The sequence below is a fragment of the Streptomyces venezuelae genome, from assembly GCF_008642275.1.
In the GTDB taxonomy this organism is placed as follows: Bacteria; Actinomycetota; Actinomycetes; order Streptomycetales; family Streptomycetaceae; genus Streptomyces; species Streptomyces venezuelae_E.
Genome location: NZ_CP029189.1, coordinates 7294782 through 7316338, shown reverse-complemented (window position 1 = coordinate 7316338; position 21557 = coordinate 7294782). Strand labels below are relative to the sequence as shown.

16 protein-coding genes, 1 pseudogene and 1 riboswitch are annotated in these 21557 nt (G+C 72.8%); of the genes and pseudogenes, 14 read left to right on the top strand and 3 right to left on the bottom strand.

Features of this window, described 5'->3' with window-relative positions:
• Window positions 1–94: 94 nt before the first annotated feature.
• Window positions 95–1381, bottom strand: coding sequence for an isocitrate lyase (gene aceA, locus DEJ51_RS32390; protein WP_150261176.1), 1287 nt, complete (start codon window positions 1379–1381; stop codon window positions 95–97).
• 388 nt (window positions 1382–1769) lie between these two features.
• Between aceA and DEJ51_RS32385 the strand changes: the two genes are divergently transcribed.
• The 6 genes from DEJ51_RS32385 (at window position 1770) to DEJ51_RS32360 (ending at window position 9050) form a co-directional block, all read left to right on the top strand.
• The gene (locus tag DEJ51_RS32385; RefSeq protein WP_150261175.1) at window positions 1770–3188 is read left to right on the top strand and encodes a short-chain fatty acyl-CoA regulator family protein; all 1419 of its coding nucleotides are present in this window, start codon (window positions 1770–1772) and stop codon (window positions 3186–3188) included.
• A 64-nt stretch (window positions 3189–3252) separates the two neighbouring features.
• Window positions 3253–3438, top strand: a riboswitch (cobalamin riboswitch).
• A 204-nt stretch (window positions 3439–3642) separates the two neighbouring features.
• A complete protein-coding gene (locus tag DEJ51_RS32380) occupies window positions 3643–5142 on the top strand; it encodes a CoA-acylating methylmalonate-semialdehyde dehydrogenase (protein ID WP_150261174.1) in 1500 nt (499 codons plus the stop codon).
• The gene (locus DEJ51_RS32375; RefSeq protein ID WP_150261173.1) at window positions 5139–6293 is read left to right on the top strand and encodes an acyl-CoA dehydrogenase family protein; all 1155 of its coding nucleotides are present in this window, start codon (window positions 5139–5141) and stop codon (window positions 6291–6293) included. Before DEJ51_RS32380 ends, DEJ51_RS32375 begins: the two co-directional genes overlap by 4 nt.
• Window positions 6290–7381, top strand: a complete 1092-nt coding sequence (locus DEJ51_RS32370; protein WP_150261172.1) for an enoyl-CoA hydratase/isomerase family protein — start codon at window positions 6290–6292, stop codon at window positions 7379–7381. The genes DEJ51_RS32375 and DEJ51_RS32370 overlap by 4 nt, the downstream gene beginning before the upstream one ends.
• Window positions 7378–8280: a 3-hydroxyisobutyrate dehydrogenase gene (gene mmsB / locus DEJ51_RS32365; RefSeq protein ID WP_150261171.1), complete on the top strand. Its 903-nt coding sequence runs from the start codon at window positions 7378–7380 to the stop codon at window positions 8278–8280. The genes DEJ51_RS32370 and mmsB overlap by 4 nt, the downstream gene beginning before the upstream one ends.
• Window positions 8277–9050, top strand: a complete 774-nt coding sequence (locus DEJ51_RS32360) for an enoyl-CoA hydratase (protein WP_150261170.1) — start codon at window positions 8277–8279, stop codon at window positions 9048–9050. Before mmsB ends, DEJ51_RS32360 begins: the two co-directional genes overlap by 4 nt.
• 74 nt (window positions 9051–9124) lie before the next feature.
• On the opposite strand, the pseudogene DEJ51_RS32355 reads toward DEJ51_RS32360, so the two are convergent.
• Window positions 9125–9424: pseudogene (locus tag DEJ51_RS32355) on the bottom strand (iron chelate uptake ABC transporter family permease subunit); the annotation flags it as partial.
• A gap of 113 nt (window positions 9425–9537) precedes the next feature.
• Here DEJ51_RS32355 and DEJ51_RS32350 point away from each other — a divergent pair.
• The 8 genes from DEJ51_RS32350 to DEJ51_RS32315 all read left to right on the top strand — a co-directional run bounded on the left by DEJ51_RS32350 (window position 9538) and on the right by DEJ51_RS32315 (window position 18069).
• Entirely contained in the window at window positions 9538–10224 is a 687-nt protein-coding gene (locus tag DEJ51_RS32350) for a response regulator transcription factor (protein WP_150261169.1), read from the top strand.
• Window positions 10221–11609 (top strand): sensor histidine kinase, encoded by a 1389-nt coding sequence (locus DEJ51_RS32345; protein WP_150261168.1) that lies wholly within the window; start codon window positions 10221–10223, stop codon window positions 11607–11609. The genes DEJ51_RS32350 and DEJ51_RS32345 overlap by 4 nt, the downstream gene beginning before the upstream one ends.
• 78 nt (window positions 11610–11687) lie before the next feature.
• Complete coding sequence (locus tag DEJ51_RS32340; protein ID WP_150261167.1) at window positions 11688–13949, top strand: MMPL family transporter; 2262 nt, start codon at window positions 11688–11690, stop codon at window positions 13947–13949.
• Window positions 13946–14665 carry an LmeA family phospholipid-binding protein gene (locus tag DEJ51_RS32335; protein WP_150261166.1) on the top strand — a complete coding sequence of 240 codons (720 nt, stop codon included), beginning with the start codon at window positions 13946–13948 and terminating at the stop codon, window positions 14663–14665. Before DEJ51_RS32340 ends, DEJ51_RS32335 begins: the two co-directional genes overlap by 4 nt.
• A gap of 142 nt (window positions 14666–14807) precedes the next feature.
• Window positions 14808–15539 (top strand): TetR-like C-terminal domain-containing protein, encoded by a 732-nt coding sequence (locus tag DEJ51_RS32330; protein WP_150261165.1) that lies wholly within the window; start codon window positions 14808–14810, stop codon window positions 15537–15539.
• Window positions 15540–15579: 40 nt separating this feature from the next.
• Window positions 15580–16731: an MAB_1171c family putative transporter gene (locus DEJ51_RS32325; RefSeq protein WP_150261164.1), complete on the top strand. Its 1152-nt coding sequence runs from the start codon at window positions 15580–15582 to the stop codon at window positions 16729–16731.
• Between the two features lie 298 nt (window positions 16732–17029).
• The gene (locus DEJ51_RS32320; RefSeq protein WP_150261163.1) at window positions 17030–17494 is read left to right on the top strand and encodes a helix-turn-helix domain-containing protein; all 465 of its coding nucleotides are present in this window, start codon (window positions 17030–17032) and stop codon (window positions 17492–17494) included.
• Window positions 17491–18069 (top strand): toxin, encoded by a 579-nt coding sequence (locus DEJ51_RS32315; protein WP_150261162.1) that lies wholly within the window; start codon window positions 17491–17493, stop codon window positions 18067–18069. Before DEJ51_RS32320 ends, DEJ51_RS32315 begins: the two co-directional genes overlap by 4 nt.
• A gap of 10 nt (window positions 18070–18079) precedes the next feature.
• Here DEJ51_RS32315 and DEJ51_RS32310 read toward each other — a convergent pair whose 3' ends face one another.
• Window positions 18080–21556, bottom strand: coding sequence for an aminotransferase class I/II-fold pyridoxal phosphate-dependent enzyme (locus tag DEJ51_RS32310; RefSeq protein ID WP_150261161.1), 3477 nt, complete (start codon window positions 21554–21556; stop codon window positions 18080–18082).
• Window position 21557 lies beyond the last annotated feature (1 nt).

Here is a 21557-nt window from a genome sequence, read left to right as displayed (position 1 = left end):
TGGGCGGGTGCCCGGGGGATGTCCCCCGGGCACCCGGCGGGAAGCAGCCGGCGGGCGAGCGGGGCCGGCGGCGCGGCTCACACCCGTGGGCGGCTCAGTGGAACTGCTCCTCCTCGGTGGAGCCGGCGAGCGCGGTGGTGGAGGAGGCCGGGTTGACGGCGGTGGAGACCAGGTCGAAGTAGCCGGTGCCGACCTCGCGCTGGTGCTTGACGGCGGTGAACCCCTGGGCCTGGGCGGCGAACTCGCGCTCCTGGAGGTCGACGTAGGCGGTCATGCCGTGCTCGGCGTAGCCGCGGGCGAGGTCGAACATGCCGTGGTTGAGGGAGTGGAAGCCGGCCAGGGTGATGAACTGGAAGCGGTAGCCCATCGCGCCGAGCTCGCGCTGGAACTTGGCGATCTGGTCGTCGTCCAGCGCGGCCTTCCAGTTGAAGGACGGCGAGCAGTTGTAGGCCAGCATCTGGTCCGGGTACTGGGCGTGGATCGCCTCGGCGAACTCGCGGGCCTGCGCCAGGTCCGGGGTGCCGGTCTCCACCCAGATCAGGTCGGCGTACGGGGCGTAGGCGAGACCGCGGGCGATGACCGGGGCCATGCCGTTCCGGACGTGGTAGAAGCCCTCGGCGGTGCGCTCCCCGGTGCAGAACTCGGCGTCGCGTTCGTCGACGTCGCTGGTCAGGAGGGTGGCGGCGAGGGCGTCCGTACGGGCGATGATCAGGGTCGGGGTGTCGGCGATGTCGGCCGCCAGGCGGGCCGCGTTGAGGGTGCGCACGTGCTGCGAGGTCGGGACGAGGACCTTGCCGCCGAGGTGGCCGCACTTCTTCTCGGAGGCGAGCTGGTCCTCGTAGTGGATGCCGGCCGCGCCCGCCGCGATCATCGCCTTGGTGAGCTCGAAGGCGTTCAGGGGGCCGCCGAAGCCGGCCTCGGCGTCCGCGACGATCGGCGCGAGCCAGTCCGTCGTGTCGGTGCCGCCCTCGGCGGTGGCGATCTGGTCGGCGCGCAGCAGCGCGTTGTTGATGCGGCGCACCACCTGCGGGACCGAGTTGACCGGGTACAGGCTCTGGTCCGGGTAGGTGTGCCCGGCCTGGTTGGCGTCGGCGGCGACCTGCCAGCCGGAGAGGTAGATCGCCTGGAGTCCGGCGCGCACCTGCTGGACCGCCTGGCCGCCGGTGAGCGCGCCGAGGGCGTGGATGTAGTCCTGTTCGTGGAGCTGTCGCCACAGCCGTTCGGCGCCGCGCCGGGCCAGGGTGTGCTCCTCGCGGACGCTGCCGGAGAGCCGCACCACGTCCTCGGCCGTGTAGGTGCGCTCGATGCCCGCCCAGCGCGGGTCTTCGGCCCAGCGCTGCCTCAGCTGCTCGGCCGCCGCCGTCGTGTTCGCCTCTGCCATGACCGTCACCGTTTCCATCCGTCGCTGGTCTTGCCAATGAGCCGGGTCGTGGACCCGATGTCTTGGCACTCTGTGCCTGATGTGGAGTTGCGGCCGCCGAACCCGACCATGGGCCGAAGCTGAGCAATGCTGCCGAACCGCCGGATCGAACTGCCTGGATGGCCGAAATCAGGGCGTGAATCGGGCCAGTCGGTTCGTTCCGGCTGCCGTGTCCGGCGGGCCGCAGCACCGACTCTGACACTGACACTGAGTGCCATCAAGGAGGTACGTCTGCCAAGCTCTGCGAATCTTCGGCCCCGGAACTGCCAAGGTTGCGAAGCTCGTCGTCCGCGAAGATCGCCGTATCCTGGCGGCGCGTGTCCGGTCCGGCAGACGGTGAGGGAGTGCGGTGAGCAAGACGTACGCGGGAGCGCGGCTGCGGCGGCTGCGCGAGGAGCGGCGGATGACCCAGGCCGACCTGGCGCGGGTGCTCGCCATCTCCCCCAGCTACCTCAACCAGATGGAGCACGACTCGCGTCCGCTCACCGTTCCGGTGCTGCTGCGGCTCACCGAGGCCTTCGGCGTGGATCCGGGGTTCTTCTCCGAGCGCGACACCAGCCGGCTGGTGGCCGACCTGCGCGAGGCGCTCGCCAACGAGGTGGCACAGGCCCGCGTCTCCCCGTCCGACCTGGCCGAACTGGCCACCCGGATGCCCGCGGTCGCCTCGGTCCTGCTGGACCTGGGCCGGCGCGGCCAGCTGCTGGCCGAGCGGCTCGCCGACGCCGCCGACGGCCGGGACGTGGCCGCCGACAGCCCGCGCTCGCCCCACGAGGAGATCCGCGAGTTCTTCTACCGGCGGCAGAACTACCTCCACGACACCGATCTCGCCGCCGAAGGCCTCGCCGCCGAGATCGGCATCCGCCCCGGGGACGTCGTCCGCGCGCTGACCCGCCGGCTCTCCGACCGGCACGGGATCCGGACGGCCACGGACTCCGACCGGCTGCACCACTACGACCCCGCCGCCCGGGTCCTGCACCTGTCGAACCGGCTCCGGCCGGGGCAGCAGGCGTTCCGGATGGCCACCCAGCTGGCGCTGATCGAGTACGCGGACGAGCTGGACCGGCTGGCCGCCGAGGACTTCCCGCCCGGCTCCCCCGTCCACGCCCTCGCGCGGATCGGCATCGCCAACCACTTCGCGGGCGCGCTCATCCTCCCGTACCGCGCCTTCCACACGGCCGCCGAGGAGTTCCGCTACGACATCGAGCGGCTCACCGACCACTTCGGGATCGGCTACGAGACGGTCTGCCACCGGCTGAGCACTCTGCAACGGCCCAGGCTGCGGGGGGTGCCGTTCTCCTTCGTGCGCGTGGACCGGGCCGGGAACATGTCCAAGCGGCAGTCGGCCACCGGATTCCACTTCTCCCGTGCGGGCGGTACCTGCCCGCTGTGGAACGTGTACGAGGCCTTCGCCGCGCCCGGCCGCATCCACGTCCAGGTCGCCGCCATGCCCGACGGGCAGCGGTACCTGTGGACCGCCCGGGCCGTGACCCGCCACCGCGGCGGCTGGGGCGAACCCGGCAAGACCTTCGCGATCGGGCTCGGATGCGAGATCCGGCACGCCTCACGGCTCGTGTACGCCGACGGGCTCGACCTCGACAACGCGGCGGCGGCCACCCGCATCGGCATGGGCTGCCGCCTGTGCGAACGGCTCGACTGCCCGCAGCGGGCCGTGCCGCCGCTCGGGCGGACGCTGGCCGTGGACGAGAACAGCAGCACCTTCGTCCCGTACCCGGTGACCGGGAACCCGGGCCCCTCGAAACAGGGCTGAGGTGACGTCAGGCCACGGCAGGACCGCCGAAGGCGCGCGGCGGCGGCTCTGGACTTACTAGGACGTCCAACTATATGTTCGTGGCACAAGGTCCGCGGTGCAGGGAAGCCGGTGAGAAACCGGCACGGTCCCGCCACTGTGACCGGGGAGTGTGCTGCCATCCACACGCCACTGACGAGGTCTGTCGGGAAGGCGGGCGGCACGCGGGGATCCGGGAGTCAGGATACCGGCCGCGGATGTTCCGTGTTGTCCACGAGGATGGAGCAGACACGCATGGCACCGGTTTGTACCCACGACCCTGGTGATCCGGCGGAGCGCGCGCACACGTTCGCACGCTCGTAGGTCGTCCCTTTCGACCCAGTCCCACTGCCTTCCCCAGCGGCGCACCCGATCGGGTGCCGTCCGCCGGTCGGCCGTGCCATCCCCGGATCCCACCTGACGAGAGCAGGCATCCATGGTCCGTGAACTCACCCATTTCATCGGTGGCAAGCACACCACCGGAACCTCCGGTCTCTTCTCCGACGTGTACGACCCCAACACCGGTACCGTCCAGGCCCGAGTCCCGATCGCGGGACGGGCCGACACCGAGGCCGCCATCGCGAACGCCGAGGAGGCGCAGGCCGACTGGGGGCAGTGGAACCCGCAGCGCCGCTCGCGCGTCCTGCTGCGCTTCCTCCAGCTGGTCGAGGGCGAACGCGACTCCCTCGCAAGGCTGTTGTCCTCCGAGCACGGCAAGACCGTCGCCGACGCCCATGGAGACCTGCAACGCGGCCTGGAGGTGGTCGAGTTCGCCGCCGGTGTCCCGCACCTGCTGAAGGGCGAGTTCACCGACAACGCGGGCACCGGGATCGACGTGCATTCCCTGCGTTCGCCGCTGGGCGTGGTCGCCGGCATCACCCCCTTCAACTTCCCCGCGATGATCCCCCTGTGGCAGGCCGCCCCCGCCCTGGCCTGCGGCAACTCCTTCATCCTGAAGCCCTCCGAGCGCGACCCTTCCGTACCGCTGCGCCTCGCCGAGCTGTTCCTGGAGGCGGGCCTGCCACCCGGTGTGCTCAATGTGGTCAACGGCGGCAAGGAGGCCGTCGACACCCTGCTGGAGGACCCGCGCGTCCAGGCCCTCGGCTTCGTCGGCTCCACCCCGATCGCCGCGCACATCTACGCGACCGCCGCGGCCCACGGCAAGCGCGCCCAGTGTTTCGGCGGCGCCAAGAACCACATGGTCGTGATGCCCGACGCCGACCTCGACCAGGCGGTGGAGGCCCTGATCGGTGCCGGCTACGGCTCCGCGGGCGAGCGCTGCATGGCGATCGCCGTGGCCGTGCCCGTCGGCGAGGAGACCGCGAACGCCCTGGTCGCCAAGCTGGCCGAGCGGATCGCCACCCTGCGCGTGGGCCGCTCCGACGACCCCGGGGCCGACTTCGGACCGCTGGTCAGCCGCGACGCCCTCGACCGGGTGAACCGCTACGTCGGCATCGGAGCCACCGAGGGCGCCGAACTCGTCGTGGACGGACGCGGGTTCACCCTGCCCGGACACGAGGACGGCTTCTTCGCCGGAGCGACCCTCTTCGACCACGTCACCCCGCAGATGCGGATCTACCGCGAGGAGATCTTCGGCCCGGTGCTGTCCGTCGTACGGGCCGCCGACTACGAGGAGGCCCTGCGCCTGCCCACCGAGCACCCGTACGGCAACGGCGTCGCGATCTTCACCCGCGACGGCGACACGGCGCGCGACTTCACCCGGCGGGTGGGCGCCGGCATGGTCGGTGTCAACGTGCCGATCCCGGTCCCGGTCGCGTACCACACCTTCGGCGGCTGGAAGCGGTCCGGCTTCGGCGACCTGAACCAGCACGGCCCCGACTCGATCCGCTTCTACACCCGTACCAAGACCGTCACCTCGCGCTGGCCCTCCGGGGCCAGGGAGAGCGCGAGCTTCACCATCCCGACGATGGGGTGAGCGCCGTGACCACCACCCTCACCGAGGACCAGCTCGCGCTCGCCGAGGTCACCCTCGACTTCGCCCAGGAGCAGCTGGGCCCGTACGCCGTCGCCTGGGACCAGGACAAGCACTTCCCGCTGGACGTGATCCGCAAGGCGGCGGACCTCGGGCTCGGCGGCGTCTACGTCCGCGAGGAGCACGGCGGCTGCGGCCTCGGCCGGGCCGACGGCGTCCTGGTCTTCGAGACCCTCGCCACCGGCTGCCCGTCCATCGCCGGATACCTCTCCATCCACAACATGGTCGCCTGGATGATCGACCGGTACGGGGACGCGGACCAGCGGGCGCGCTGGCTGCCCGGCCTGTGCTCCGCCCGGTCGCTGGGCAGCTACTGCCTGACCGAACCCGGCGCCGGATCCGACGCGGCCGGGCTGCGCACCCGGGCGGAGCGCACGGACGACGGCTATGTGCTCACCGGGGTCAAGCAGTTCATCTCCGGCGCCGGTGCCTCCGAGGTCTACGTCGTCATGGCGCGCACCGGCGGGGAGGGACCGGGCGGCATCTCGGCGTTCGTCGTCGAACGCGGCGACGCCGGGCTCTCCTTCGGCCCGAACGAGCGCAAGATGGGCTGGAACGCACAGCCCACCCGCCAGGTGGTCCTCGACGGGGTCCGCGTGCCCGCCGACCGGCGGCTCGGCGCCGAGGGCGACGGCTTCCGCATCGCCATGAACGGCCTCAACGGCGGCCGCCTCGGCATCGCCGCCTGCTCGCTGGGCGGTGCGCAGAGCGCGCTGGACCGCAGCCTCGCGTACCTGGCCGACCGGGAGGCGTTCGGGAACCGGCTGCTGGACGCCCAGGCCCTGCAGTTCCGGCTCGCGGACATGGCCACCGAGCTGGCCGCGGCCCGCGCCCTGGTCCGCCAGGCCGCGGACGCGCTGGACCGGGGCGACCCGCTGGCCCCGCAACTGTGCGCGATGGCCAAGCGGTTCGCCACGGACACCGGCTACGCGGTCGCCGACCGGGCCCTCCAGCTCCACGGGGGTTACGGCTATCTGAGCGAGTACGGCATCGAAAAGATCGTCCGCGACCTCCGGGTCCACCAGATCCTGGAAGGCACCAACGAGGTCATGCGCATCATCGTCGCCCGCGGGCTCACGGAGGCCCTGCGATGAACCACGGCTCCCCCGGGAACCAGGACCGGGACCACGTCCTGCTGCGGACCGAGGGCCGCACCGCCTACGTCACCCTCAACCGCCCGAAGGCGCTCAACGCCCTCACCCACGCCATGGTGCTGCGCATCGACGAGGCCCTCGCCGGCTGGGAGCACGACCCGGCCGTCACGGCCGTCGTCGTCGAGGGCGCGGGCGATCGCGGCCTGTGCGCGGGCGGTGACATCCGCGCGATCTACGAGGACGCCCGCACGGGCGGCACGGCCTCGGCGGACTTCTGGCGGGACGAGTACCGGCTCAACGCCCGCATCGCCCGCTACCCCAAGCCGTACGTCGCCCTCATGGACGGCATCACCATGGGCGGCGGCGTCGGGATCTCCGCGCACGGCTCGGTCCGGATCGTCACCGAACGCTCCCGCGTCGCCATGCCCGAGACCGGCATCGGCTTCGTCCCCGACGTCGGCGGCACCTACCTGCTGGCGCTGGCGCCCGGTCAGCTGGGCACCCACCTGGCGCTGACGGGTGCGCCGGCCGGGGCGGCGGATGCGCTGCTCTGCGGGCTCGCCGACCATTTCGTGCCCTCGGAGCTGCTGCCGCGGCTGGCCGCGGACCTGGCGCGTGCCCCCGTACACGAGGTGCTGGAACGGTACGTCGCGCCGGCGCCCGGTGGCACGCTCGGCGGAGACCGCGAGTGGATCGACCACTGCTACGCGGCGGACACGGTGGAGGACGTCGTGGAGCGCCTGCACCGCAGTGGTGTCCCCTCGGCGAAGGAGGCCGCGGCCACCCTCGCGGCCAAGTCGCCCACGGCGCTCAAGGTGACCCTGGCCGCCCTGCGCCGGGTGCGCGGACTCGGCCCGCTGGAAAGGGTTCTGGAGCAGGAGTACCGGATCTCCCGCGCGGCGCTGTCCTCCCCCGATCTGGTGGAGGGGATCCGCGCGCAGGTCATCGACAAGGACCGGAGCCCCCGCTGGTCACCGCCTTCCCTGGCGGAGGTGGCTCCTGCTGACGTGGAACGGTTCTTCGCCCCGCTCGCCGCGCGCGAACCGGGGCTCGCCCTTGCGGATTCGACTCAGGAGGTGCCCTGGTGAGCACGACCGTGGCGTTCGTCGGACTGGGCCACATGGGTGGCCCGATGGCGGCCAACCTCGTCAAGGCCGGACATCGCGTCCTCGGCTTCGACCTGGTGCCGGAACTGCTGGCCGCCGCCGCGGCCACGGGGGTGGAGCCTGCGGTCTCGGCCGCCGACGCGGCCGCCGGCGCCGACGTGGTGATCACCATGCTGCCGGCGGGAGGGCACGTCCTCGCCCTGTACGGGGAGGGCGGGCTGCTGGCCGCCGCGCGGCCCGGCACGCTGTTCGTCGACTGCTCGACCATCGACGTGGCCGACGCGCGGGCGGCGCACGAGGCAGCGGGCGCGGCCGGTCACCGGTCCCTGGACGCGCCCGTCTCGGGCGGGGTGGTCGGGGCGCGGGCGGCGAGCCTCACCTTCATGGCGGGCGGCGGCGCCGAGGAGTTCGCGGCGGCCGGGCCGCTGCTCGGCGCGATGGGCAAGAAGGCCGTGCACTGCGGGACGGCGGGCGCCGGGCAGGCCGCGAAGATCTGCAACAACATGATCCTCGCCGTCTCGATGATCGGGGTGAGCGAGGCCTTCGTCCTCGCCGAGAGCCTCGGCCTGGACCACCAGGCGCTCTACGACGTGGCCTCCACCGCCTCCGGCCAGTGCTGGGCCCTGACCGTCAACTGCCCGGTGCCCGGACCGGTTCCGGGCAGTCCCGCCAACCGCGACTACCTGCCCGGCTTCGCCGCGCCCCTGATGGCCAAGGACCTCGCCCTGGCGGCGAACGCCCTGCGGGCCGGCGGGGTGGAGGCGCCGCTGGGCCTCAAGGCCGCCGAGCTGTACGCCCTGTTCGCCGCGGGCGAGGGAGCCGGCCTCGACTTCTCGGCGATCGTCCAGACCCTGCGACCCCGGAACGGAACATCCGCATGACCTACGAAACCGTCCTGCTGGAGCGCAAGGGCCGGGTGGCCGTCCTCACCCTGCACCGGCCGGAGGCGCTCAATGCCCTCAACCTCCAGGTCATGTCGGAGGTGGTGGCCGCGGCGGAGGAACTGGACCGCGACCCGGAAGTCGGCTGCATCGTCCTGACCGGCTCCGCGAAGGCCTTCGCGGCCGGCGCCGACATCAAGGAGATGCGGCCGCGGAGCTACATGGACATGTACCTCTCCGACTGGTTCACGGCGTGGGACCGGCTCGGCCAGGTCCGCACGCCCACGCTCGCGGCGGTCTCCGGATACGCCCTGGGCGGCGGCTGCGAGCTCGCCATGATGTGCGACATCCTGCTCGCCGCGGACACCGCGAAGTTCGGGCAGCCCGAGATCAGGCTCGGGGTGATCCCGGGGATCGGCGGATCCCAGCGGCTCACCCGGGCGGTCGGCAAGGCCAAGGCCATGGAACTGTGCCTGACGGGCCGCACCATGGACGCGGCCGAGGCCGAACGGGCCGGCCTGGTCTCCCGGATCGTCCCGGCCGACGCGTTGCTGTCGGAGGCCCTGGCGGTCGCCGAGACCGTCGCCGGAATGTCGAAGCCGGTCGCGATGATGGCCAAGGAGGCCGTGAACCGGGCCTTCGAGACCACCCTCACCGAGGGCGTCCGCTTCGAACGCCGCCTGTTCCACGCGGTCTTCGCCACGGCCGACCAGAAGGAGGGCATGTCCGCCTTCGTGGACAAGCGCCCGGCCCGCTTCAGTCACGGCTGAGGCATGCGCGAGGGCCGGGTACGGCGCGGTTGCGCGCGCCGTACCCGGCCCTCGGCCGGCTCCGGGAGAAGCTGTCGGCGGCTGCGGACGAGCAGGTGGAGGAAGTACGGCGTACCGATCACCGCGGTCATCAGGCCGGCGCCGAGCTGGGCCGGTGCGATCACCGTGCGTCCCACCAGGTCCGCGGTGCGGACGAGGACGGCTCCGAGGAGCACCGCGACCGGGATCACCCGGGTGTGCTGCCGGCCGACGAGCGCGCGGGCGGCGTGCGGTGCGACGAGCCCGACGATGCCGATGGTGCCGGCGGCGGCCACGGCGGTGGCACTGAGCAGGACGCCGAGCAGCAGGAAGCCGAACCGGCCGCGGCGCTCGTCACGGAGCGCGGCCGGCGCAATGTTCGGGGAATGTACGGACGGCGGCGCGCCCACCGGAAGGGCGGGGCGGCGCGGTTAGCATCGTTGCTGCCAACCGCGGCTGAGAGGCAGAGATGACGGAGTCCAGGGGCCTCGTACTGATCGTCGAGGACGAGCGCCACATCTCCGACGTGCAGCGCCTCTACCTGACCCGTGAGGGCTTCGGGGTCCACGTCGAGGCCGACGGGGCCACCGGTCTCGCCGCCGCGCGGCACATGCGCCCGGTGGCGATCGTCCTGGACATCGGCCTGCCCGGCATGGACGGCATCGCCTTCTGCCGCGCCCTGCGGGACGCCGGCGACTGGACACCGGTGCTGCTGGTCACCGCCCGCGGCGAGGAGGCCGACCGGATCCTGGGCCTGGAACTCGGCGCGGACGACTATCTGACCAAGCCGTTCTCGCCCCGCGAACTGGTCGCCCGGGTCAAGACGGTACTGCGCCGGGCGGCGGGCCCGCCCGGACCGCCGCCCGGGAGCACCGGCCGGCTCAGCGTGGACCCGGTCAGCCGTACCGTGCGCCGCGACGGGGAGCCGGTGGAACTCACCGCCACCGAGTTCAACCTGCTGTCCCACCTGCTCCGGCACGCGGGCCAGGTCTTCACCCGCGAGCAGCTGCTCGCCCAGGTGTGGGGGTACCCCGGCTACCGCGACACCCGCATGGTCGACGTCTTCGTCTCGCAGGTGCGCGCCAAGCTCGGCGACGCCAGCCCGATCCGCACGGTCCGCGGCGTCGGGTACAGCGCCACGGCTCCCGGCCCGTGAACCGCCGCCCCCGCACCGGTCCGCACCACGGCTCCCTCGCCCGCAAGATCGTGGTGCTGACCACCGTCGTGGCGGCGCTCGCCGTGGCCCTGACCGGGCTGATCGCCTGGCAGACCGCCGCGCACGGCGCCGAACAGCGCGAACGCGACCAGCTGACGCGCCAGGCGACGGTGCTCAGCCGGCTTCCGGCCGTGTCCGAGGCGCTCTTCACCGGCGCCCAGGTACTGGCCGGACCGAACGAGGTGCAGCTGGCGGTCATCGCCCGGGACGGCACCGTGGGCGGAACCGCCGGCCCGGCCGTCGACCGGACCTCCAAGGCGGCCCTGCTGGCCGGGAATCCCGTCTCCACCACCGGCATCCTCGGCGGCCGGGAAGTGCTGCTGGTGGGGCAGCCCGGCGTACGCGGCGGCGCCGTCGTGCTGACCGAGCCGTACTCCGTCGTCACCGAGGACACGAACCGGATCCGCCGCAACGTGATCGCCCCGCTGGTGTTCGGCATGCTCGGCGCGGCCCTGGCCGGAGCGCTCCTCGCCCGCCGGATCGCCCGTCCGCTCGTGACCGCCGCACAGATCGCCCACCGGCTCGCCGACGGCGAACGCGGCGTACCGGCCCCGGTCGACGGCCCCCGGGAGACCGCGGACATCGGGCGTGCCCTCAACCTCCTGGACGAGGCGCTGGCCCACAGCGAGAACCGGCAGCGGGAGTTCCTGCTCTCCGTCTCCCACGACCTGCGCACCCCGCTGACCGCGCTGCAGGGCTACGCCGAGGCCCTCGCCGACGGCCTGATCGAGCCGGAGCGGGTGCCCGAGGTCGGCGGCATCCTGGCCGACGAGACCCGGCGCCTGGACCGGTTCCTCGGGGACCTGCTGGACCTGGCCCGGCTGGAGGCCGACGACTTCCGCCTGGACGTCGCCCCGGCCGACCTCGGCGCGCTGGTCTCCGAGGCCGCCGCGTTCTGGACGGGTCTGTGCGCACGCCACGGCGTCGACCTCCGGCTCGAACGGCCGGACCTGCCCGTCGTCGTCGCGACCGACGCCTTCCGGGTCCGGCAGCTGATCGACGGCCTGGTGCAGAACGCGCTGCGCGTCACCCCCGAAGGTGCGCCCCTGGTCCTCGCCGTACGCCCGGCCGCGGCGGGCGGCGGGGCCGAACTGCAGGTCCGCGACGGCGGGCCCGGCCTGACCGAGGACGACGTACGCGTCGCCTTCGAGCACGGCGCCCTGCACGAGCGCTACCGGGGCACCCGCCCGGCCGGCAGCGGACTGGGGCTGGCCATCGCCCACCGGCTGACGGGCCGTCTCGGCGCCGGCATCCGCGTCGAGGGCCACGGTCCGGAAGGCGGCGCCTGCTTCACCGTCACCCTCCCGCCGGAGCCCGCCGCCTGACCATCCGGCTCGGCCCCCTTACGTTCCCCGAACAATGTGCCCACTCCCCCCTTACACACACCGCGCACAGTGGCCCCCATGAACACTGAATCGGCCGGGGGCCCGGGGCTCCTCCACCGGAGCGGACGCTGGTGCGCCCGGCACGCCTGGCGGGTCGTCGCGCTGTGGGTACTGGCACTGGTGGGCCTCGGGCTCGCCAACCACAGCTGGGGCGGCACCTACGCGGACAGCTTCTCCCTCCCCGGCACCAGCACCCAGACCGGTGCCGACCTGCTGACGGCCCACACCACCGGGTCCGGCGGCACGGCCTCCGCCCTCGTGATCACCTCCGCCGGGGGCGCGGTCACCGAGCACCGGGCGGCGATCGAGGCGGCCGTCGCCGACCTGCGCCGACTCCCGGACGTCCTGTCCGTGGCCGATCCGCTCACCACCCCCGGGGCGGTCTCGGCGGACGGCGGAACCGCCCAGGTGACCGTCCGCTTCGACGGCAACCCGGCGAGCTTCGACCCCGCCTACCTCGCCGGGGTGGACGCCGCCGTCGAGCCGCTGCGCGCCGACGGCGTCACCGTCGAGTACGGGGCCCCGCTCGGCCAGCTGGCCACGCCCAAGTCCGCCGACCGGGCCTCGGAGGCGATCGGTCTGGCCGTCGCCGTACTGGTCCTGCTGATCGGCTTCGGCAGCGTCGCCGCCACCGGCCTGCCCCTGGTGACGGCCGTGATCGGCCTGTCCGTGAGCCTGGCCGGGCTCGGACTGCTCGCCGGGCAGTTCGGGTTCGCCCAGGCGGCGCCGACCCTGGCCGCGATGATGGGCCTCGGCGTCGGCATCGACTACGCGCTCTTCCTCGCCACCCGCTACCGGGCCCTGCTGCACTCCGGGGCCGAACCCGCCGAGGCGGTCGGCCGTACGGTGGCCACCAGCGGCCGGGCCGTCCTGGTCGCCGCCGCCACGGTGGCCATGGCCCTGGGCGGGCTGTGCGCCTCTGGGGTGGGCTTCATCGGCGCCCTCGGTGTCGCCGCCGGACTCAGCGTCCTCGTGGCCGCCGCCGCGTCCGTGACCCTGACGCCCGCCCTGCTGGGTCTGCTCGGCCGCCGCATCGACCGCCTCCACGTCCGCGAGCCGGTCGCGGAACCCACCGGCGAGGCCGACGTCTGGCACCGCTGGGCCGTCAGGGTGAGCCGCCGCCCGTGGCACTTCCTGGTCGGCGGCCTGCTCGTACTCGGGGTCCTCGCGGTGCCCGTCGCCTCGATACAGCTCGGCCACGTCGACGCCGGAGCCCAGTCCACCAGCCGGACCGACCGCCGCGCGTACGACCTGATCACCGAGGGCTTCGGGCCCGGCGCCAACGGCCCGCTCACCGTCGTCACCCACCTCGACAGCCGTCACGTCGAGAGCGAGAGCATGCGCCAGGACCTCGCGGCCTCGCTCCGGCGCGAGCTGGCCGCCGTACCGGGCGTCGCCTCCGTGAGTCCCCCGGTGCCCAGCCCCGACCACGCACTGCTGATCACCACGGTCGTGCCCACCACCGGCCCGCAGGACGCGGCCACCGCGGACCTGATCCACACCCTGCAGGACGAGACGGTGCCGCGGACGCTGTCGGGCACCGGAGCCACCGGTTACCTCACGGGCACCACCACCGCCGCCCAGACCTTCACCGACACCCTCACCGCCAAACTGCCCCTGATCATCAGCGTGGTCGTCGCCGCCGCGTTCCTGCTCCTGCTCACCGTCTTCCGCAGCCCGCTGGTGGCGCTCAAGGCCGCCGTGCTCAACCTCTTCTCCATCGCCGCCGCCTACGGTGTGGTCGTCGCGGTCTTCCAGTGGGGCTGGGGCGGGGCGCTGTTCGGCGTCACCGAGAAGGTGCCGGTGGAGTCGTACGTACCGATGATGATGTTCGCGATCGTCTTCGGTCTCTCCATGGACTACGAGGTCTTCCTGCTCTCCCGGATCCGCGAGACCTGGCTGCAGTACGAGGACAACCACCTGGCCGTCGCCGGCGGCCTCGCCGCCACCGCACGCGTCATCACCTGCGCGGCGCTGATCATGACCAGCGTGTTCCTCGCCTTCCTGCTCTCGACGAACGTGGCCGTCAAGATGCTCGCACTGGGTCTCGGTGTCAGCGTGATCATCGATGCCACCGTGGTCCGCCTGCTGCTGGTGCCCGCGACCATGTACCTCTTCGGGCGGGCCAACTGGTGGCTCCCCGGCTGGCTGGACCGGCTCCTTCCGCACCTCGACCCGGAGGGGCCCGCCGCGGGGCCGGAGCCCCGGCCCGGACCGGATCGCGCGGCGGATCCCGGTACCGCACCCCGTCTCGCACCCGCCCGAGGAGAACGGCGATGAAGCACCCCCTGACGAGGACCTGGGCCGCCCTGCGCCGCCGTACCCTCCTCACGGTCACGGCCGCCGTGACGCTGGCGGCCGTCGTCGCCGCCGGCGTGGCCGAGTACGCGGTCCGTCACCACATCCACGGCCGTGTCGCGAAGGCCGCTCCGGGCCTCGGCGACGACGTGGCGGTCGGTCTCCCCGGCGGCTGGGCCCTGTGGGACCTGGCCAACGAGAGCATTCCCCGGCTCGACATCAGCAGCGACGACGCCCGGGTCGGGCGGCTCTCGCACGTGCGCGTACGGGCCCGGCTGGACGACGTCCGCATGGGTACGACGACCACCGTGGGCGGCACCCACGCGGACGTGACGGTCTCCACGCAGTCACTCGCCGCCGCGATCCGTGACGCCGTGCCGTCCGTGGCGGTGGCCGCGGTCACCGCCGACCCCGCGCAGGGGACCGTCCTCGCGGACGTCGGCCCGGGCGGGCTCGGGCGGCTGACACTGCGTCCGGTCCTGGCGGACGGCAAGGTCACCCTCGCCGTCGACGGACTGACCCTGTTCGGCCGCTCCGTCCCCGCCGACCGGCTCGGAATCGGTGCCGGCGGCTTCGGCCCGCAGGCGGGCGCGCCGAAGGAGTACCCGCTCGGGCTCGCGGCCACCTCGGCCGAGGTCCGGCCGGACGGCCTGCACGTCGCGCTGACGGGCGGCCCCAGTACCCTGTCCGACAGCTGACGCGCGCCCGACGCCTGCCCGACGCTCGACCGCATTCGCCCGGAACGTTCCGTACCTGCCCGGTGGCCGGATCCCTGTGCATGACCGGAGGGTTCCAGAGGCCTTACACACGGCCGCAGTTGCCGGCGGGTACGGTTCCGGCATGGATGTTTCCGCAATCAGTTCGACCGAGGACGACGACGTCACCCTGGCGGTGGTGATCAAGGACATCGCGCGTCAGCAGCTGGTGAAGCTGGGCGCGGCCGGGCTTTCCCCGGACACCGTGGCGCGCGACGGCGGCCTGCCCGTCGCCGATGTCGAAGCGGTCTTCCCGCACCGCGACGACCTGCTGACCGCACTGATCGTCGATGCCTACGACGCGTCCGGCGAGGCGATGGAACAGGCCGATCGCGCCGCCACCGCGGCCGGCGCGTCCGGGGGCGCACGGCTTCTCGCGGTCACCCGCGCGCTGCGGCAGTGGTCCTTCGCCAACTCCGCCGAGTTCACCCTGATCTACGGCTCGCCCGTGCCCGGTTACCACGCCCCGCAGGACACCGTCCCGTCGACCTCGCGCACCCCCGCGGTCCTCGCCGGCATCGTGCGCTCCGCGCTGGAGGCCGGTGAACTCAGCGCGCCGCGGCGGCCGGTGCCCGGCCCGCCGCTGCTCCTGCCGGAGGCCGTACAGCTCTTCGGCGGCACGCCCGAGGCCCCGTTCTCGGACATCATCGAGCGCGGCATCGTGCTGTGGAGCAGTCTGATCGGCCTCCTGGTGTTCCAGGCCTTCAGCCGTACCCACGACAGCGTCCGGGACGAGGCCGCGTTCTTCGACTACGCCGTCGCCGTGGCCGCCGAGAGCATCGGCCTCGTGGTCCCCCTGTCCGAGAGCACCGACTGATCCGTCCGCCGCCCGCGCGGCACCGGCAGAAAACCAGGACGTGAACACCACCAGAACCCTCTGCTTCGTCATAGCGGCGCTCTCGTCGTACGCCGCGCTCGTCTACCGGCTGTGCCAGGTCCGGCGCAGTTGGCAGGACGGCGCGTACCGGACACTGATCGCCACGCTGCTCCTCCAGTGCCTCACCTTCACCATGGGGGCCCTGGCCATGGGGGGCGGGCCCCTCCTGGGCGTCGGCAACCTCGCCGTCCTCCTGATGCACCTGTCGGCGGTCGCCTTCTGCGTCAGCGCGCAGATCATCCTGCTGCGGTGGGCCGCGGCGGACGAGGAGGCCGCACGCAAGACCCGCTACTGGCTGATCACCGGTGTCGCGCTCGACGTCCTGCTGGCGGCTCTCTTCTTCCTGGCCGACGGCACCGGGCGGCCGGCTTCGGACTTCGACGGCACCAGCGAACCGCTGCTGCTCACCTATCTCCTGGCGTTCATCGTGTCGCAGGCGATTCCGTGCGTCACGATCTACCTCCAGTGCGGGCCGTACGCCCGGATGACCGACAACGCCTCGCTGCGCCAGGCCCTGCGGCTGCTCTCGGTGACCGCCGTGGTCCTCTTCCTCTACTGCGTGGCCAGGACGGTCAACATCCTCACGGCGGCGGTCGGGGTCGACATCGGCGCCTGGAAGGTGGCCGCCTCGGTCTTCAGCGCCGCGGGCATCGTCATGCTCTCGCTCAGCCTGACCAACTCGTCCTGGGGCCCGGCCGCGGCCCGGCTCCTGGGGTGGGCCCGCACGTACCGGTCGTACCGGGCGCTGTACCCGCTCTGGCGGGACCTGTACGAGTCCTCCCCGGACATCGCCCTGGAGCCGCCCGGCGCCTCGGTGTCCGACCTCGACTACCGCCTCCACCGACGGGTCGTCGAAATACGGGACGGGTGGCGGGACTTGCGTCCCTACATCGACCGCGCGGCCGGAGAGGGTCGCGATCCGGCCAAGGAGGGGAGCGCGGAAACGCAGCAGGCCTTCACGGAAGCCGCACAGATCAAGCGCGCCTTGCAGGCAAAACTGACCCACACGGTGCCGCGGAACAACAAGGACGCCGGCGATTTCGACGACCGCGATACGAGCAACTTCGCGGCAGAGCTGGCATGGCTCACCCAAGTGGCAGCCGCCTACAGTAAGCTCGGCAAGGCGAGTTGAGAACTCCCGCCCGGTTTGCATCCCCCGTCAAACCGGGCGGGTATCCCGTTTCCCCCGCTGTCCGGCGGCCGGACGGGTGGCTCCCGCCCGGACTGGCCCGGCCCATCCCCCGAGGGCCGGGCCAGTCCGACGCCTCCGGCGACCAACATCGCGTCCCCCGTGAGCGCAAGTTAGCTGCCAGCTATCGGCCGGTCCCCACGTTCGCCGAGTCCTGGTCAATTGTCAACTGACCGCTAATCTGTGAAACTGACGTATAGCTGAGAGCTATACCGAGGAGACGGCGGGAGGATGGTTCACCATGACCGGTACCGAGAACGACACCGATGGCGGGAGTGAGGAACGCCCCCTGCTCGCGACGCGCCTCGACGACCTGTTCCGGACGGTCCGGCCCAAGGGCAAGCACTGGACCAACGCCGAGGTCGCGGACGAGCTGAAGCGGGTCAACCCCGAACTCAAGGTCGGCGGCGTGTACTTGTCGCAGCTGCGCACGGGGAAGCGCTCCAACCCTTCGCCCGACCTGCTGTCCGCCCTGGCCCGGTTCTTCGGGGTTTCGGTCGCCTACTTCTTCGACGACAAGGTCGCCGAGTCCGTGCTCGGCGAACTCGCGGCCATCGAGGCACTGCGGCAGTCCGGGGTGCGCGCCGTGGCGATGCGGGCGGCCGGCATGAAGAAGGAGAACCTCCAGGCCATCACGGCCATCATGGACCAGTACCGGCAGATGCAGGGCCTGCCGCCCGTCGCCGACCCCTCCGATTCGCCATGAGGGGCGCCCGCAAGGAGCGGGCGGCCGACCACGAGCGCCGCAGCCAGCTCAAGCAGCTCCGGAAGGCCGGCGCGCGGCGGATCGCGGAACTCGACCTGCCGGAGGCCGCCGACGTGGCCGAACTGTGCCGCCATCTCGGCGAGGTGCGCGACCGTCCGATCACGCTGGTCCCGATGCAGATGCCCTCGTCGCATCCCTGCGGCATGTGGGTGGCCGCTCGCGACGAGGACCTCATCTTCTACGACGCCAACACCACCGGCGCGCATCAGGAGCACATCATCTTGCACGAGCTGGGCCACATCATCTGCTGCCATCGCGGTGCGGGCGGGCTGGACGAGGCGGCCGCGCGCCTCCTCTTCCCCAACCTCGACCCCGAACTCGTACGCGACATGCTCCTGCGGGCGACCTACGACGACGTCCAGGAGCAGGAGGCGGAGATCATCGCCTACCTCCTGTCCCAGCGGATCGGCGACGCCGGGCCACCGCACACCGCGGAGCCGGCGACGCCGGCGGCCGAGGACGGGGACCCCGCCCGGAACGCCACGCTCAGCCGCATCGAACGCACCCTGATCTGACATGGACCACTTATCCCCCGGCGGCCACCTCTTCGGCCAGGATCGAGACGGCTCGGCGGATGTCCTCCGCGCGGTGCTCGCTGGTGACGAAGAAGCGCAGTCTCGACAGCCCCTCCTCCACGACGGGGTGGAAGATCGGGTCCGCGACGACGCCCCGGGCGAACAGCCCGTCCGCGACGCGCAGGGTTCTCGCGGAGTCGCCGAGGATGCACGGCACGATGGGTGTGCCGGAGCTGGAGCCCGTCGCCAGGCCGGCCTCGACCGCGAGCCGCAGGAACAGCTCGGAGTTCCGCCTGAGGGCACCGACCCGCTGCGGCTGCGCGGTGAGCAGCTCGGTGGCGGCCAGCGCCGCGGCCGCGTTGGCCGGACTGAGGCCGACGCTGTAGACGAAGCCGGGGAGCGTGTGCCGCAGCCAGCGCACGGTCCGGGCCGAGCCCCCGAGGTAACCGCCGCAGCTGGCGAAGGACTTGGAAAGGGTGCCCATCCACAGGTCCACGTCGGACCGGTCGACGCCGTAAAACTCCCCCACTCCCCTGCCGCGTTCGCCGACGGTGCCGATGCTGTGGGCCTCGTCGACGATGACCAGGGCGCCGTAGCGCTTCTTCAGCTCGATCACGGCGGGCAGGTCGACGAGGTCGCCGTCCATGCTGTAGGCGCCCTCGACGGCGATCAGCACCCGGCGGAACCGGGACCTGTTGAGCCGCAGCATCTCCTCCAGCTGCCCCATGTCGTTGTGGGCGAAGGGCCGTCGCGCCGCCCCGGACAGGGCACAGCCCTGGAGGATGCTGTCGTGGGCGAGCGCGTCGTGCAGCACGAGGTCCTCGGGGCCGACGAGGTGCCCTATCGCGGTGACGTTCGTGGCGTGGCCGCTGACCAGGGCCAGGCAGTCGCCGACGCCGAGGAAGTCCGCGAGCGCCCGCTCCAGCCGTACGGTCAGGTCCCGTTCCCCGGAGAGCGGGCGGCTGGCGGAGACCGAGGTGCCGTACCGGTCCACCGCCCGGTGCACGGCTTCCGTGACCGCCGGATGGCCGGAGAGCCCCAGGTAGTTGTAGCTGCCGAAGGACAGCAGGGTGCGGCCCCCGATGACGGTGGTGTCGCGGATGTTGCCCTCGTGGATCCTGAAGTACGGGTTGTCCCTGCCGCCGGCGGTGATGAGGCCGAGCCGCTGCTCGAACTCGCCCACTTCCGGGAAGGCGTCGATGACGGCGGCCGTGGCCTCCCATGCCGCGGCCTCCTGGCGCGGGCCCGGTACGGCGGGGGCCGCCGCACGGGTGCGGTCCGCGGCGCTGTGCGGACCCGGGTCCGGATCCACGAGTGCGACCAGCCGGCCGACGGTGAGCTCGGGCGAGAACAGCTGCTCGGACCTGAAGCCCGGTATCCGCTTGGCGATGTTGACGGCGAGCTCCTGCAGCATCAGGGAGTCGAATCCGAGATCGGCCACCAGGGTCCGGTGCCCGCTCAGCTCGGAGAGCGGGAAGACACCGGTCCGCGCGACCTCTTCGAGCACGACGGAGGCGGCCGGCACGGCACCCGTGGCGGACGCCCCGGCGGGGCACGGTACGACGGATGCCGTCTCGGCGGGAGCCGTCTCGGCGGGAGCCGTCTCGGCGGGAGCCGTCTCGGCGGGAGCCGTCTCGGCGGGAGCCGTCTCGGCGGGAGCCGTCTCGGCGGGTGCCGGGGAGACCTCGCGTGCCGAGTCGTCCACGACCCAGTGGCGGCGGGGGGCCAGCTGGCTCGGCGGCAGGGTGCACGGAGGTGTCCGCACCGTCGCGGGCGGCCGGGGCACGACGGCCGTGGCCGCGTGCTCGGTGAGCTCCGCGAGCTCGTGCGTACGGCCCGCCGCGACGGCGGCGGCCGCCGCCGTCAGCTTCGCGGTGGCGTCGGCGGCGTCCCGGGCCACCAGACTGAGGTGGTGCGTGAGGGGTGTGCGGCGGGCCAGGGTGTCCGCCACTGCCGCCAGCGGGGGCCGGTCGTGGCTGAGGGTGTCCGCGAGTTCGCCGGCATAGCGGGCCAGTCCGTCCCGGTCCCGTGCACTGAGGGCCAGGACGTACGGTCCCCCGTCCGGTTCCGCGAGCGCTGCCGGGCCGGCCGGCGCGGTGGTGCACTCCTCCACCACCAGGTGGACACCTGTACCTCCGAAGCCGAAGGCGCTGACCCCGGCTCTGCGCGGACCGGCGCGGTCCGGCCACGGTGCCGGGGTGGTCGCCACGGTCAGCCGGGCGGCGTCGAGCCCGGAGCGATCGGCCAGGTCGCACTCCGGCTGCGGGGGTATCACGCCCCGCTGCACGGCCAGGACCGACTTGATGAGCCCGGCGATCCCCGCGGAGTTCAGCGAGTGGCCGACCACCGCCTTCACCGCGCCGAGGTACGCGGGCCGGGCGTGCTCACCGCGCAGTTCACGCAGGACGCCGAGCTCGACGGGGTCGCCGACCGTGGTCCCGGTGCCGTGCGCCTCCAGGTATCCCACCGCGTCCGGGGCGAGTCCCGCGTCCCGGTAGGCACGGCGCAGCGTGCGGAGCTGACCGGCGGCCTGGGGGTGCATGCCGCCCTGCACCGTCCCGTCGTTGGCCGTTCCCACCCCGCGGATCACGGCGTAGACCCGGTCGCCCGCGGCGAGCGCGTCGGTGAGGGGCCGCAGCACCAGGACGCCGGCTCCCTCGCCCAGGACGAAGCCGTCCGCCTGCCTGCCGAAGGGCAGGCAGCGGCCGCTGCGCGAGATGGCGCCGATGCGGCACAGACCGACCAGCAGGTCGGGGGTGAGGACCAGCTGGGCGCCGCCCGCGAGGGCGATGCGGGAGCGTCCCGCGCGCAGTGCGTGCACGGCGTTGGCCACGGCCATGAGTCCGCCCGAGCAGGCCGAGTCCAGGGCGTAGCTCTCGCCGTGCAGGTCGAAGACCGAACTGATGGTGTTGGGGCCCATGTTGAGCAGGAGCCCGGCCACGGAGGTCCCGTTGAGCCCGTCGACGGCCCGGACCGTCTCCGCCAGGCGGGGGTGGCCGAGCCGCGCCCCGAACTCGCCGCCTGCCAGCTGGCGCATCCGGATCTGCATCGTGCTGAGTTCGCGGTAGCCGCCCTCGGTGAGCGCCGTGATCACCGAGGTCTCCTCGCGGTCGAAGCCGTCGGCCTCCCATCCGGCGTCCTGGATGGCCTCGCGGGCGAGGTCGATCAGCAGCCGGGCCTGAGGGTCCATCGCCCGGGCCCGTCGCGGCGGGATGCCGTAGTGGGCCGCGTCGAAGTGACCCACGTCCGGCAGCAGCGCCATGGTGTCCGTGTACGCCGACGAGGCGTCACGGAAGTTGTCGCTCCTGAAGGCGGCGGCATGCCACCGCGAGTCCGGGATCGTCCCGAACTGTGCCTGCGGGGCGGTCAGCAGCCGCCAGTACTGGTTCACATTACGTGCCCCCGGGAAGCGGCACGCCATCCCCACGACGGCGACGTCCTCCCGCCGCGGCCCCCCGGGGGCCTGCGTCTGGTCCGTCCCGGTCATG

Bases quoted from the DNA above. Each gene is read 5' to 3' on its own strand.
- aceA (WP_150261176.1), bottom strand. From the start codon at position 1,381: ATGGCAGAGGCGAACACGACGGCGGCGGCCGAGCAGCTGAGGCAGCGC.
- DEJ51_RS32380 (WP_150261174.1), top strand. From the start codon at position 3,643: ATGGTCCGTGAACTCACCCATTTCATCGGTGGCAAGCACACCACCGGA.
- DEJ51_RS32370 (WP_150261172.1), top strand. From the start codon at position 6,290: ATGAACCACGGCTCCCCCGGGAACCAGGACCGGGACCACGTCCTGCTG.
- DEJ51_RS32360 (WP_150261170.1), top strand. From the start codon at position 8,277: ATGACCTACGAAACCGTCCTGCTGGAGCGCAAGGGCCGGGTGGCCGTC.
- DEJ51_RS32350 (WP_150261169.1), top strand. From the start codon at position 9,538: ATGACGGAGTCCAGGGGCCTCGTACTGATCGTCGAGGACGAGCGCCAC.
- DEJ51_RS32340 (WP_150261167.1), top strand. From the start codon at position 11,688: ATGAACACTGAATCGGCCGGGGGCCCGGGGCTCCTCCACCGGAGCGGA.
- DEJ51_RS32335 (WP_150261166.1), top strand. From the start codon at position 13,946: ATGAAGCACCCCCTGACGAGGACCTGGGCCGCCCTGCGCCGCCGTACC.
- DEJ51_RS32330 (WP_150261165.1), top strand. From the start codon at position 14,808: ATGGATGTTTCCGCAATCAGTTCGACCGAGGACGACGACGTCACCCTG.
- DEJ51_RS32320 (WP_150261163.1), top strand. From the start codon at position 17,030: ATGACCGGTACCGAGAACGACACCGATGGCGGGAGTGAGGAACGCCCC.
- DEJ51_RS32315 (WP_150261162.1), top strand. From the start codon at position 17,491: ATGAGGGGCGCCCGCAAGGAGCGGGCGGCCGACCACGAGCGCCGCAGC.
- DEJ51_RS32310 (WP_150261161.1), bottom strand. From the start codon at position 21,556: ATGACCGGGACGGACCAGACGCAGGCCCCCGGGGGGCCGCGGCGGGAG.